This window comes from Pseudomonas sp. Wu6 (genome assembly GCF_019891515.1).
In the GTDB taxonomy this organism is placed as follows: domain Bacteria; phylum Pseudomonadota; class Gammaproteobacteria; order Pseudomonadales; family Pseudomonadaceae; genus Aquipseudomonas; species Aquipseudomonas orientalis_A.
In genome coordinates, this window is record NZ_JAFLXH010000048.1 from 1 (window position 1) to 13,553 (window position 13,553).

11 protein-coding genes and 3 pseudogenes are annotated in these 13,553 nt (G+C 54.8%); 4 read left to right on the forward strand and 10 right to left on the reverse strand.

Translation table 11 applies throughout. The annotated features are described in order from the left end of the window. Positions 1-404: 404 nt before the first annotated feature. The 7 genes and pseudogenes from J1G34_RS24235 to J1G34_RS24260 all read right to left on the reverse strand — a co-directional run bounded on the left by J1G34_RS24235 (position 405) and on the right by J1G34_RS24260 (position 6,819). Positions 405-1,553 (reverse strand): PDDEXK-like family protein, encoded by a 1,149-nt coding sequence (locus J1G34_RS24235; protein ID WP_222994738.1) that lies wholly within the window; start codon positions 1,551-1,553, stop codon positions 405-407. Between the two features lie 279 nt (positions 1,554-1,832). Next, a complete protein-coding gene (locus J1G34_RS24240; protein WP_222994739.1) occupies positions 1,833-2,045 on the reverse strand; it encodes a DUF6124 family protein in 213 nt (70 codons plus the stop codon). Between the two features lie 544 nt (positions 2,046-2,589). Then, positions 2,590-2,991 (reverse strand): hypothetical protein, encoded by a 402-nt coding sequence (locus J1G34_RS24245; protein ID WP_222994740.1) that lies wholly within the window; start codon positions 2,989-2,991, stop codon positions 2,590-2,592. Then, positions 2,978-3,391 (reverse strand): hypothetical protein, encoded by a 414-nt coding sequence (locus tag J1G34_RS24250; RefSeq protein WP_347709501.1) that lies wholly within the window; start codon positions 3,389-3,391, stop codon positions 2,978-2,980. The genes J1G34_RS24245 and J1G34_RS24250 overlap by 14 nt, the downstream gene beginning before the upstream one ends. Before the next feature lie 107 nt (positions 3,392-3,498). After that, positions 3,499-4,767: pseudogene (locus J1G34_RS27355) on the reverse strand (TonB-dependent siderophore receptor); the annotation flags it as partial. Between the two features lie 102 nt (positions 4,768-4,869). After that, positions 4,870-5,550 carry a TonB-dependent siderophore receptor gene (locus J1G34_RS27360; protein WP_262411953.1) on the reverse strand — a complete coding sequence of 227 codons (681 nt, stop codon included), beginning with the start codon at positions 5,548-5,550 and terminating at the stop codon, positions 4,870-4,872. A 417-nt stretch (positions 5,551-5,967) separates the two neighbouring features. Beyond that, positions 5,968-6,819, reverse strand: a complete 852-nt coding sequence (locus J1G34_RS24260; RefSeq protein WP_222994741.1) for an AraC family transcriptional regulator — start codon at positions 6,817-6,819, stop codon at positions 5,968-5,970. A 475-nt stretch (positions 6,820-7,294) separates the two neighbouring features. Between J1G34_RS24260 and J1G34_RS24265 the strand changes: the two genes are divergently transcribed. Further along, positions 7,295-7,813 (forward strand): isochorismatase family protein, encoded by a 519-nt coding sequence (locus J1G34_RS24265; protein ID WP_222994742.1) that lies wholly within the window; start codon positions 7,295-7,297, stop codon positions 7,811-7,813. 399 nt (positions 7,814-8,212) lie between these two features. Here the strand turns inward: J1G34_RS24265 and J1G34_RS24270 are convergent, their stop codons facing one another. The 3 genes from J1G34_RS24270 to J1G34_RS24280 form a co-directional block, all read right to left on the reverse strand. Continuing rightward, positions 8,213-9,832 (reverse strand): methyl-accepting chemotaxis protein, encoded by a 1,620-nt coding sequence (locus tag J1G34_RS24270; protein ID WP_065892570.1) that lies wholly within the window; start codon positions 9,830-9,832, stop codon positions 8,213-8,215. Positions 9,833-10,119: 287 nt separating this feature from the next. Next, positions 10,120-10,353, reverse strand: coding sequence for a DUF6124 family protein (locus J1G34_RS24275; protein ID WP_065894077.1), 234 nt, complete (start codon positions 10,351-10,353; stop codon positions 10,120-10,122). A 344-nt stretch (positions 10,354-10,697) separates the two neighbouring features. Continuing rightward, positions 10,698-11,054 (reverse strand): hypothetical protein, encoded by a 357-nt coding sequence (locus J1G34_RS24280; RefSeq protein ID WP_065936250.1) that lies wholly within the window; start codon positions 11,052-11,054, stop codon positions 10,698-10,700. 214 nt (positions 11,055-11,268) lie between these two features. On the opposite strand from J1G34_RS24280, the gene J1G34_RS24285 reads away from it, so the two are divergent. The 3 genes and pseudogenes from J1G34_RS24285 to J1G34_RS27745 all read left to right on the forward strand — a co-directional run. Continuing rightward, the gene (locus J1G34_RS24285) at positions 11,269-12,162 is read left to right on the forward strand and encodes a helix-turn-helix domain-containing protein (protein WP_065894109.1); all 894 of its coding nucleotides are present in this window, start codon (positions 11,269-11,271) and stop codon (positions 12,160-12,162) included. A 99-nt stretch (positions 12,163-12,261) separates the two neighbouring features. Then, positions 12,262-12,978: pseudogene (locus J1G34_RS27740) on the forward strand (PAS domain-containing protein); the annotation flags it as partial. Between the two features lie 162 nt (positions 12,979-13,140). Continuing rightward, a pseudogene (locus tag J1G34_RS27745) lies at positions 13,141-13,530 on the forward strand (methyl-accepting chemotaxis protein); the annotation flags it as partial. Between the last annotated feature and the right edge of the window lie 23 nt (positions 13,531-13,553).

Below are 13,553 nucleotides of genomic sequence, written 5' to 3' on the forward strand. Positions count from 1 at the left end.
ACAGACAGGGATGTCTGATTGATGCAGCTCATGCACTTTTGTTTGGATAAACCTTCAGGCTACTAAACCCGATCGCCGAGACATTCAGCGACCGAGCCACCTTAATCACGGCCATCCCAGCGCACAAGCCGGCGGATTCTGACCCATGCGTAGGCAAGGGAGCAAGGCATTGCAGGGGGTTGGGATTTTTCCTGCGGGCTTCGAGGCGTCAGGTCAGGTGAGTGACGCGCCAACCGCGCACGCCAGTCGCGCGCGTGTTGCGAAAAATCAGGGTCAGACAACAATTGATTTACTACCCTGATTTCCCTGGTTTCCCGTTATTTGCAGTGATGCTAAGGCGCTCATGGTGTTCAGACAAATTTTAAATGGGGCTTTAGCCGATTGCTGCTGATCACGAACGGTTATTACTGGCCGTTCAGAGAAAACTCTCGGCCCTTGGCCCACAGCTCATACATGCCATCTACCAAATCCTTGGCTATTGCCTGCTGTTTTATCGGATCACGTAGCATCATCAGATCTGAACGAGGCAGCGCGACTAGGTCGATGTTGATTTCCGGGAAGCGCCAAAACATCTCGGTACTCTTACCGGACGAACCAGGCACGGAGGCGCTGAGCTTTTGTAAGCTCTTGCGCTCAGATGGCTTGGCTTCCTCAGGTAAGCCGTAGCCAAAGTAGAACCGGTGATTGAGCTCAATGTAAACGAACCCTGTCATAGCCCCAAGGTCGAAGTACAGTCCATATTCACGATTGCCGCGAGACTTGCTGTAGTAGTTGCGTATTGCATCGCGATTGGCGGTGTCTTCTGGCTTAGGCATGTCAGGGTAGGTCGCCTCGCGGTACGTGCGTATACGGCCCCAAATCTGGTCCTGCAGATCAATAAGTGCCTCCTTGTAAGCCTGTTCGATATCGGCCACAAGCAGCAGGTTATCTCCTTCCATTACCTTCTTTTTTAATTCACTCATGTAGATTCCTCCCTGATCCGTTGATGTAAGTCTCTTCAGCAGTTCAATGTACTGAAACACGCCTTCGCGCAAGCCAGCATCCCGCGCCACCAGAGGTACGCAGCGCTCGAGCCAGTTGATAATGTCCGTTTCGTAACTGATCAGGTCTACCTTGACGCCTTTGGTACTTTGTTCAGACGGCGCTGAACCATCGAGCGTCAGGTAGAGATTGGTAATACGCGTGTAACCTTGCCTTTTTATCAATTGGTCGTAACGGTATATCTGCTCATCTTCGTCGTGATGGTAAATCTTGTTTTCGATAATGATGGCTTGGCTTTTGGCATTACGAATGAATATATCGATGTCCTTAAATTCGGCCTGAACGCTGGCTGTCTCTACGTCGAAGTCCTTGATATGGAGGACCTCGAGCAAGGTCTTGAGCATGGCGCTACCACAGCCATGCGACGCTTTTGGATTCAGCAGGAAGGCCAGAAAGCGGGAGTGCAGATAGACCTCATCGCTGTTGGTGCGTAGTACTGAAAACAGGTTGAAGCCGGGATCGCGGTGATAGGTGGCACGCAAAACGGCAGCAGCATGAAACAAATCACTCATCTTGAGTCCTTTCTGTGATAGTCGAATTGATTTTTTGAGTCGCCCCTGCGTTTTGTATACACGACTGGACACTCTTAGTCGAAAGCAGCTGCTTCAGGTTCATTCGATCCATGTGTCGGGTACTTGAAATGGTCTCCACTGACGCCATTCATTGGCTAACGATAATGCGATGATTATCCACAGAGCGTCCGCTCCAGACGCATAACTGTCGCCGAGCCGTTTTCGGTGGCCTATAACAACTCGGCGAGTAATCGATCTGTTGAATTAAACGCTAGAAGCTTATCCAGAACGCGGCACTTCACGATCGAGCAGCCGGGCGGTGAGCAGTATGCCCAGTTCGCTCAGTTGGTGGATCGCCAGGGCGATGTCGCGGTGTTTGCCGTTGAGGTCTTCGGACAGGTCGAGCAGCAGGGTGCTGACGCTGGTGAACGTTTCATAGCTGTTGGTGATGAGGGTTTCGTTGGTGGTGTTGGGGGCGACGGTGAATAGCATGTTTGAATTCCTGAGTGTGGCTACTGCCCTTTAGCTACTAAACAGAAGGGTGGCAGCTGTGCGCAGGTTAGTAGACCGGGGAATCCAAACGAAAGCCGGCGCACCCGAAGGTGCCCTGCGCACAGCCACCATCAAGTACAGACAGGGATGTCTGATTGATGCAGCTCATGCACTTTTGTTTGGATAAACCTTCAGGCTACTAAACCCGATCGCCGAGACATTCAGCGACCGAGCCACCTTAATCACGGTCACCCCAGCGCACAAGCCGGCGGATTCTGACCCATGCGTAGGCAAGGGAGCAAGGCATTGCAGGGGGTTGGGATTTTTCCTGCGGGCTTCGGGGCATCAGGTCAGGTGAGTGACGCGTCAGCCGCGCACGCCAGTCGCGCGCGTGTTGCAGGCGGCAGTCTTCTTCGCAATCAAAGTGCACGCAGCGCTCCATCGGCAGGGTGGGATGCCAGCTTCGTGCAGCGCCCGGGCAGCAGCTCGCCGCGACGGTGCGCGGCGGCAGAGTTTCATGGAGATCGGATGCCGGCATTGGCCATCAGTGAGATGACTTTCCATCCTTTGGGAGCAGTTCTCTTGCCATCTCCATTGCCTGCTCACGTGAAGCAGCAAGAAGCAAAGGGTAGCCCCAGAACTTGGCAAACACGAGCGCAAATGCCTTGAACCCAAGGCGTTTTGCCGAGTTGGGTTCAATCATGATCATTGCCAGAACCCACTTTCGCAATTCAACCTTGTGCTTTTTCATCCAGAGCGCGGTGCGTTTTTTTTCTTCCGCAGAGTGCTCATGGTCTTCGGTAGGTACGGTATCGGTCAAGAATACGAAGGGCTCTGCGCGCTGCAAGTTGGCCTCTAATTCGGCGAAGTCCTTTTGGTGATCGTGTCCGGGTTCTTGCGTAAGGCTCATCCAGACAAAAGGGAAGTCAGAACTATTCACCGACATGGTCGTTTCCTTTGTTTTTAACACAACGCCAGGTGGCCACGATGGCGAACACGCCGGGCAACGTAATGAAGAACACGGCCGAAAAAGCAACGTGCCAACCGTCGCGCAACCCATCGGAGATTCCCCCGAGGGTATTCAGGCCGACAAGCAGGCTGCCGAGAACCAGGGCAACCCACTGAGCCCTACGGGTTCCTGTTAGTGCGAGAAGCACCGTGACGATCCAGGAACCATAGAATGCGGAAAACATCCACAGTATATCGGGCTCGAACGTAATCGCCGGTGTCGCTCCGGGCGCTCTCGCAAAATCGTTTACATAGAAAAATAACTGGAAGGTGACAAAAAGTACGGCACCAACGGCTGTCGTCAACCAGAACAAGGCGACTTTGTTTGCGTTGTTCACCGCAGGCTCTTGGGGGAGGTGTAGCGTAGGCTGGAGGGGCATAGGAGCTTTCTCGATAATCAATGGGCTGTTGGATTTCTAACGGATGAAGCGTTCGGCCGGGGGAATCAATACCTATAGTCCAGCGTCACCATCAAGTTGCGTGGTGCGCCATAACCCACAGTGTCAAAATCGCCCTTCTGCAACGCGTACTTCTTGTCGAGCACGTTGTTAACGTTGACCGCTGCGGTGATCTTCTTCGTGATCGCGTAGCGCCCCAACAGTGATACCAGCGCATAGGAACCTTGTTCCCCACCCAATGAACTGATGCCTGTATTGGGCGCCTGGTAGAAGCGGCTTTGCCATTTGACGCCTGCGCCCAGCGTCAACCTGCTCCACTCTCCGGGCAACTGGTAGGTGCTGAAAAGCTGGGCAGTGGTGCGCGGTATTTGCGAATTCAAGCGGACGCCATCGCCGTCTTGTGCCGTGAAATGGGCGATGCCTGAATAGATGTTCCAGCCACGCGCCAGCTCGCCCTGCAAGTCCAACTCGATCCCGCGCGACTTCGTCCCATCCGAGCCCATATAGGCTTGGGCACCATTTGGCGTACGGGTTCCTGCGACGATCTGTGCAGCGTTGTCCAACTCGGTCTCGAACAAGGCCACCGACGCATTCAGACGTCCGTCCATGTAAGCGCCTTTGAGGCCGACTTCCTTGGTTTTCCCCTTTGTCGGCGTGAGCACGTTGCCCCTGCTGTCGCGATAGTCGGTTTGCGGATTGAATATGCCCGTGTAGCTCACGTAGGCCGAATAGGTCTTGTCGATGTCGTAGATCAAGCCGGCATACGGGGTGAATTCACTGCTCTTCTTGTAGTGCAACGACGAGCCGCCGACGGCGTCGTCGATTTCGTAGTTGCTGAAGCGGCCGCCGACAATGAGTTTCAGAGGCTCGGCCAGCGAGAACCGGGCTGCGCTATAGACACCGCTCTGTTTGATCAGGGTGCGGGTCGGTATCGAAGCCATGGCATCGAAGTTGGGGCGGGGAAGGGCCGGGCTCAGTTGATAGACATTGACCGGCGTGAAGCCTGCATAGAACGGAGCGATAGCTTCCTGGCTGGCGGTGCGGCGCGAACTCGTCGCCCCCACCACCAAGTCATGCTGGCGGCCAAGCAGTTCGAAGGGGCCGCTGGCCATCACGTCGAAGGTGTTTTGACGGCTGCGACCTTCGGACGCCAGTGCCACCGGAAAAGCCCCGTTGGGAAAGGAGCCCAGCCCCGTGGCGCGATCGGGGCGACCGACCAGGCCGAGCAGTTCGGCATCGAATTGCGTGCGGTATTGATTAGCGACGGCCCGCAGGTTCCAGCCGTTGTCGAAGCGGTGTTCGACCTCGGCAAACGCCGTCTTGAGGGTGTTGTCCCAACGGCTCCAGTTCTGCGCGTAGTTCTTGGAGCGTGAATACTCCGCCTGCGTGCCGTCGCTGAACCATAGCGGTAAACCTCCTCAGGTGGAGCCCTTCGGTGTGATGTCCTGGTAGTCATAGCCCAGGCTCACCGTGGTGTCGGGTGTCAGATCTGCCTCAATGATGCCGTAGAACGCCTTCCTCTGGGGCTTGTACCCATCCATGTACGAGTTTCCTTCCTGGGACGTCCCGACCATGCGGGCGCGGATACGGCCGTCCTCGGTTAACGGAGTCGATACATCGGCCATTTCCCGGTGGGTATCCCAGCTCCCCGCACCGAGCGAGGCGGACGCCGAGAATTCGCGGGTCGGTCGTTTGCGCACCAGGTTGATGGCGGCCGAGGGATTGCCGGTGCCGGTCAGCAAGCCGGAGGCGCCGCGCACGACCTCGACACGATCGTAGAACGCAGTATCGAGGGAGCCGATGCCGCTCCCGTTGACAATGTCGCCGACGACGGTGGGTATGCCGTCGTACTGAACGTTGTTGATCAAGAAACCACGCGAATAGAAACTCGTCCGTTCGCTGTCGGATTGGTACGAGGAGACGCCCGTGGTGTTATCCAACACGCCTTGCACCGAGTTCAATTGCTGGTCGTCCATGCGTTGGCGGGTGATCACCGTCACCGACTGCGGTGTTTCCCGCAGCGACAGCGGCAGGTGCGTCGCCACCGACGTCTGGCCCGTGGTGTAAGAGCCAGTACCTTCGGTGGTTGCCGTATCCATGGGGCTGTTACGGTGATGGCCGGCAAGGCTATCTTTTCTTGATACGTCCCCTCAGCCCTGGTTTGAATCTGCCCTGGCTCGGCGGCGAATGCGCCCTGGGCACTCATGAGAACTGCTGCCGCAACTGCCGAGCCCAACACGGTGCGGGACGCGTTCCTGCTTGCGCCTTTGTACGGACCATCCAGATGAGGACAGCCAGCGGGCTCTGCCCTCCAACCACTTGGCCAACTGGGCTGATCAACTGTTGCCATGATGAACATCAACAATACTCATTTGTATTTAGATGTTGCATTTAACAACGGGCACACGGGTGCTTGATGGCGAAATTAGGCCAGATTGTTATTCAGTCAGGCCAAGCGAGATGCTATGTGGAGTGCAAGGGCGGTCATTTGTCCCGAGCCTGGATAGCCCGATCCATCAGGGTAAAATTTCATTGGGGAGTATGATGCTGGGCACTGAAGCAAGCGCTGCGCCGCTGATGCGATCCGAGAGGTATCGTGCCGGAGGTTTGCCCACCGCCTTGCGGAACATGGTTACGAAACCGCTGGCGTTTTCGTATCCCAACTCCAATGCCACCGTTTGCACGCTTTCACCCTTGGTCAAATGTTGCAGCGCAAGGATCACATGCAGTTGCCGACGCCAGCGCCCAAAGCTCATCCCAATTTCATGCAGCAGAAGACGGCTCATGCTTCGCTCGCTCATGCCAATTCGAGTAGCCCAATCGGCCTTCGAGGTTTTGTCCGAGGGGGCGGCCAGCATCATTTCCACAAGGCGGTGCAATCGGGGATCACGCGGCATGGGCAGATGCAAGTCTTCCACCGGTGCCGCCACCAGCTCGTCGAGCAATGCAGCAATCAACCGGTCTTCCCGTCCCCCTGGCGCGTATAACTCAGGAAAACCGGCCACCTTCAGTAGCAACTCGCGTAGCAAAGGCGATACCGAAATCGTGCAACAGGTTTTCGGAAGGTCCGGTGCGGCGTCTGGCTCAACGAACAGGCAATAGCATTCCGTTTCACCCGCTCCACGCGCCGCGTGCGGCAAGTCTCCCGGTATCCATATTGCGCATTGCGGCGGCACGATCCAGACACCGTCGTCAATCTCAAAGTTGAGGATTCCGCGTAGGGAGTAGATCAACCGCGCCTTGCGGTGCTGATGCCTCGCATTTTCCCAGTCTTTTGTGACCCATGTGGCACTGAAGGCCACAATAGGTCGCGAGATGCTGTCGACGTCCCAAGGCACAATTAGATCGGTAATTGCAATGCTGGACATGTTGTCTCGTAGAGCCCCGGATTGAAGATGAGGGCGTTGGCCTAATCGGAAAATACTATGACCAACCTGCTCAATAAGGTCTAGCCATTCCTAACGCTCGGGGCCTGGCTCCTTCTGGAGGAAAGAGGGCAATTTCTCTGCAATGGGCAACCCGGCTCCAACAGGCGCAGTGACAGGAACGATTTGTTGAAGGTGTTTGAGCCGTGACGGCTTTTGGCCCAGAGCGGACCTCAATGAGCAATACAAGAAGTAGCCATCGCGCAGATCTTGTCCCTTGCCAATCAAGCACCGTGTAGATACTGTCCACTTATGAATCAGCTACGTATTGCCTCGACCACCACTACCACGACCGCCCGAGGCGGGTCGTGAGAGGTGTCGTGAGCCAATAACGCACGAACTTCAAAGGCCCGCCAGTGATGGAGAGGGCCTTTTCTTTTGCCCTTGTGTCGCTGGTCCAAACGCAAGGAAAAGCACTATGCATGCACTGTTGATTCTCGATATGCAGGTTGGATTGTTCCATGGCCCAGATAAACCATGGGCTGGTGAGGCGCTGCTAAATACGTTGAATAGTCTGTTGAATAAAGCCCGCAGGGCCGGCACGCCAATTTTTCTTGCTCGCCACGTGGGGCCGCCCGGCTCGCCTATCGAACCTGGAAGCCCGTTGACGCAACTGGTGCAGGAACTGTTGCTGCAAGGCGACGAAGTGATTTTCGAAAAAAGCCGACCTAACGCTTTCGCCATGACTGACCTGGCCGATCGACTAAAGGCTTGTGGTTCTCAAGGCGTGGTTATTGCCGGAATGAAGACCCAATATTGTGTCGACAGCACCTGCCGCGCCGCACGAGATCTTGGATTCGATGCAGTGCTGATCGCTGATGGTCATAGCTGCACTGACACTCCCGCATTGAAGGCTGAAAGTATCGTCGCTCATCACAATGCAACCCTGGCGGGCCCATTCTGTCGTGTCGTTCACGCTGAGGACTGGCGTTTTTAATCTGCATTGATAGATCGACTCAAGTTCTGGGTCGATCTGTCCGCTTTGGGTCGGTTCCGGTCTTTCGCGACCGTCTACAATCGACCCGTTGCCGCCATCCGCAGGAGCAACCAGAATTGGGGCTGCTGGGTGAGGTGACGCATGGCGACAATTGAAGTATCAGACAAAGCCGACTGGAAGCTTTTCGAGGACTTGGCCTGGGTTCTTGAGCAAGGGCTGGGCGGTCGCCATCTATGCCACCCATGATCCTGTGGTTGATTCTGACGAACTAATGGCGTGGCGGGAGAGAACGACCGGGGACTTCAGTTTCCATGAGTTGAGCGGCAACCACTTTTTCCACTCTTCACGGCCGCAAGGGCTGGTCAGAAGCTAACCATCAGCGCCCCCAAAAAGCCTTTGTCACACAACAAATCGGTTAACTAACTGATTCAGGTTAACCGCTAGCTTTGACATCTCACCACACGCACTCGCTGTTTGCGCGGCTCCAGCAGCACTCTGTATTGTAAGTTCACGTATGCTGATCAGGTTTCGATCAACTTCCCTAGCGACGTGAGATTGCTCTTCAGAGGCTGTCGCGATCATTAGGTTGCGTTCGTTAATTTGAATAATGCCCGTTGATATTTGATCCAGTGAGGTACTGGCCTCTTGGGCGACACCAAGAGATTCGGTGGCCAGGTCTCTGCTTGTATTCATCGCCTTCACGGCTAGGTCGGAATCACTCTGAATAGCAGCAATCATCTGCTCAATTTCCTGAGTCGACACTTGGGTGCGGTGGGCTAATGCCCTTACTTCATCAGCGACCACTGCAAACCCACGACCTTGCTCGCCAGCTCGCGCGGCCTCGATAGCGGCGTTTAACGCCAACAGGTTGGTTTGCTCTGCAATTGCCCGAATCACCTCGACAACTTTAGTGATGCTTTGGGCACGATCTGACAACCCTTGAATCTGTTGGCTTGTGTTTTCGACGTTACCGTTCAGCTTTTGAATTGACTTTAACGTCTGAGCCACCCGCGCCAAACCTACCTCAGTGTAACCCTGGGTACGCTTTGACTCTTCGGAAGCTGACTCCGCGTTGCGAGCGACCTCATCAACTGCCGCACTCATTTCTGTGACCGCTGTTGCAGCCTGATTGACTTCATCGTTCTGGGAAACAAGGCCCCGGCTTGACTCTTCAGTAACCACCGTCATTTCCTCCGAAGCTGAGGCCAACTGGGTGGAAGAATCGGATATCTGCATAATTGTGGCACGCAGGTTTGCCTGCATCTGCGCCAGAGCTTTCAACAGTCTCCCAGCCTCATCAGTACCGCTGACCAATACCTCCTTGGAGAGATCACTAGCCGCGATACGCTCTGCCACAGACAGGGCATCGTTAATCGGAGAGGTAATACTTTTCGTGAGCACTAAAGCCAACCCAGCCGTCAAAATGACCACGCCCGTTATAAGCCCGATAACAAGCCAAAAACCATTGCTATAGAGATCGCTCGCGGTTTGCCCAGCCTGCGCTGCGCCTTCGTTGTTAAAGTCGGTCAAGTCTTTAATTTGCTGCTCCATTGTATTCGTGAGCGGGCGAATGCCTGTACTCACCAGATTGACCGCTGTGGCGATGTCACCTTGCCTCATAAATGGTTCGAGAATATCCAGTTGTTTGGAATATGCATCGGCGCTGTTTTTTACCGGTGTGTAAAACGAGCGCTCTTTATCACTCGCTATCAGAGGATCATAGTTTGCCACCGCATCGGTGAACGCCTTGCGATAGCCGGCGAAGCTCTCAATGTTCTTTTGAATGGATTGAGGATCGGCAATGGCTCGCTGGGTCTCAAGCCTCAGGCGAAGTGTCGCTTTGTCCATCAAAGCCGTTTGTCGGATACTGGCCATCCAATTGAGCTCAACGTCTTTTTCGGCATCCCTAAGCTTGCCCATTTGCAGGACTGCGAATACGCCGAGTACAAAAACAAGAACGATGATTGAAGCGAAAAACAGGGCAGCTCGTGGAGCTAAATTGAGGTTTCTGAGGCGCATACAACGTTCCTGCTTTCCAATGATTATTGAGATACTGCACAGGCTATCGACTCAAAGCAGAAAACTTGAAGCACCTCGTCGAAAGGTTAGGTGAATCGCCCCTGGTTTCATAGACGCCTTCAAGTTTCAAGGAAGGGCTGCTAACCCTGCGTGACTGTGCGCTTTTGGCCGAAAGCTGCCGCATTTTGTGTCATTCGACGCAGCCATCAAAAGCAAATCGCCGCGTCGTCGTACGTGTGTACAACGACTCGGCGAGTAAAGTGTCTTTCGAGTTGGGTGCTTGAAAATCAGCCAGCGCACGGCACTTCGTGGTCGAGCAGCCGGGCGGTGAGCAGTACGCCCAGTTCGCTCAGTTGGTGGATCGCCAGGGCGATGTCGCGGTGTTTGCCGTTGAGGTCTTCGGACAGGTCGAGCAGCAGGGTGCTGACGCTGGTGAAGGTTTCATAGCTGTTGGTGATGAGGGTTTCGTTGGTGGCGTTGGGCGCGACGCTGAAGAGCGTTGCTGAGTCTGCTTTGAACATGAAGATATCCTGAGTGGTGCAACCACCTTCCGCTACTAAACGGTGGGTGGCAGCTGTACGCAGGTTAGTAGACCGGTGGATATCTAAAGCCGGCGCGCCCGAAGGCGCCCTACGCACAGCCACCATCAGGCACAGACGCAATGTCTGATTGATGACGCTCATGCACTTATAGATACCCGAACTCAGGCTACTAAACCCGATCGCCGAGACATTCAGCGACCGAGCCACCTTAATCACAGCCATCCCAGCGCACAAGCCGGCGAATTCTGACCCATGCGTAGGCAATGGAGCAAGGCGTCGCAGGGGGTTGGGATTTTTCCTGCGGGCTTCGGCATCAGGTCAGGTTAGCGACGCGCCAGCCGCGCACGCCAGTCGCCCGCGTGTTGCAGGCGACAGTCTTCTTCGCAATCAAAGTGCACGCAGCGCTCCATCGGCAAGGGTGGGATGCCAGCTTCGTGCAGCGCCGTGGCGGTCAGTTCGCGCATGCGTTGGTCGGCACCGCAACTGAGGGCGAGTGCCTTGTTGGCGCGGGTGTCGAATACCCAGGTCACGCGCAGGCTTTGGGGGAAGGCGCTGTAGTCGACGGTGTGGGTCAGCCAGTCGAAGCCCGGGATTTCGGCTTTGGCGGTTTCGCAGGCCTCGGTGAGGGCGGCGATCAGTTGCCGTTCGAGGCGGGCGCAGTCGCGTTTGGTCAGCGGCATCGGGGCTCCGGTTGTGCATGGTTGCGTGGGGCAGGCCCGGCCTTGTCCGACTCTGCTTTGTCGATCAGACGCGCCATCAATCGAACGCGCTTGAGGCGAGGCAAGGCCGTAAAACATTTTTGGGGTGAATCAGCCAGCCGTTGGAATATGCATATACTACCGGCATTGTGAGCAGTAAAAATTGTTTCTATATAGAGAGGGTCGTTTGACGTCGATGAAGACAGCTGATCTGCTTGAGTATTTGAAAGAGACCAGTACCGAAATGACCCGAGGCAATATAGATGAAGCGATGCTCCTTCATTTCGATTTGATAATGGAAAGCTATCGGGGCAAACCTTTTTTCTATAAAAATCTGTTGAAATATGACAGGTTCATGGTCGCGCTGTCTTTAATCGGCTTTGGCTACAAAGATGAACAAGTTCCCTTGTCCGAAGTTAAAGCTTTTTGCCAGAAACGCGGCTATATGTCTCGCAACAGCCTGGATGCCTATTTCTCCTTTCTAGTGGTCAGCGGCTATATGAACGTTCAGCTCCACGTTCAAGATGGACGTCTGCGTTGTTTTCAACCCACGGATAAAACATTGCGCGATGCCACGCCGATCATCAAGTCATATTTATTGCCATCGCAGATGATCCTTCCTTACGACAGTTGGTTCCCGAGCTTGGCAACGTCCGTGGATTTATTACGAATCTATGCTCGGGGGTTTACCAGAATACTGGAGTCGGATTTCCTGCTTGATAAACTTTTACCTGAGGCAAAATGGATTCTTAATCGCGATGGCGGTCATTTGCCAATGCTCGCGCTGTACACGGATGCCTTGCGCAACGGGTCGCTGGAAACCGGTTACAAAGTGTCGTCCTATGTGGAGCTCTCGCGATGTCTTGGCGTGTCAAAAACGCACATGCAACGCATGATCAAAGAGGGCGAGTTACAGGGCTACTTCAAATGCGATAAACGTCTGATTGTATTGAGTCCGGCGTTTGTTGAGTTAATGAGGCGGGCCATGTCGATATGTTTCGCAATCACGCGGGTGAGTATGGAGCTGGGTGTGGCTGAGGACCCGGTTAAGAATAGCTCTGTGGATACTTGCAGTTTATTGAGGGCGTGAGCCCGATATAAGCGCCTTGTTTTATTCGGTCGTCCTCTCGAAAACAGTGTTAACCACCAGCATTGTCCTTTTTTACACTCGCTCATACCGGAGGTCAGTGTGTTCAATCGTCGAATCAAGAATGCTCTCTTTGACTGCCAGGAGGAACTGACGACGTCGCTGGGTACGCTCGCCAGCATCGAATCGGTCTTTCTCTCCATACGTGTTGATGGGGCTGGGCGAATTATCTCGGCCAATCAGCGGTTTGCGGCGACGCTGGGGTATTCGCTGGAAAAACTGTCGAATATGACAGTGAGTGATATCACGGATGAGCCGCACAACGATTTCGCCCCGAACCTGTGCGCCATCGAACGGCAACGCTATCGTGCCGCCGACGGCCGTGCTGTGACGCTCGACATCGGTTGGATTACGGCAGCAAACCGCACATTTCAGGGCTACGGCGTCGTTGCGCCCCCTCCTGCCCAAGACGAACGGGAGGCTATCGAAATGTTCAGCGCGCTGAACCGTTCGATGGCGATGATTCAATTCAACCTTGCGGGTGAAGTCATTTATGCCAACGAGTCTTTCGTTCAGGCCATGGGTTATAGCCTTGCCGAGATAGAGGGCAGGCATCACCGTATTTTCTGCCTGGCGGAGGACGTGGCTTCGGCGGATTACTCCGAGTTCTGGAAGACTTTAAACAAAGGCGTATTTCACGCCGGGCGCTTTCGCCGGGTGGATAAAAGCGGAAATGTGGTGTGGTTGGAAGCCACTTACAATCCCATCAAGGACGCTGCCGGCCGAGTTTATAAAATAGCCAAATTCGCCAGCGTAGTGACCGCGCAAGTGGAGAAAGCCGATGGGGTCAAGCGCGCCGCTACAATGGCTTATGACGTGTCGTTGGCTACCGATGTAAAAGCTAACAAAGGTATGGAACTGGTCGCGGACTCGGTACATGGTGCCCAAACTATTGCGCAACAGATGGCCTCAGTCAACGACAGCATGACCGCGCTTGAATCCCAGTCGCAGTTGATCGGCTCCATCGTTGATACCATCGGCGCCATTGCCACCCAGACCAACTTGTTGGCGCTTAACGCTGCCATCGAAGCGGCACGCGCTGGAGTACACGGACGAGGTTTTGCGGTGGTGGCGGATGAAGTGCGCAAACTCGCCGGCCGCACCAGTTTAGCCACGCAGGAAATTACGGGCGTGGTACGGCAAAACCGTGAATTGGCCGCTCAAGCCGCAGTGCGTGTCCAGTGCAGCAGAGACCAGGCTGACGTTTTGCTGAAATTATCCGAGCAGGCAGGCGTGGCAATGGCTGATATCCAGCTTGGTGCCAGGCAAGTCGTGGAAGCCATTGGCAGGGTCAACAGCGACCTGGATTAAGTTCTCAACGTGCTGCGCAATAG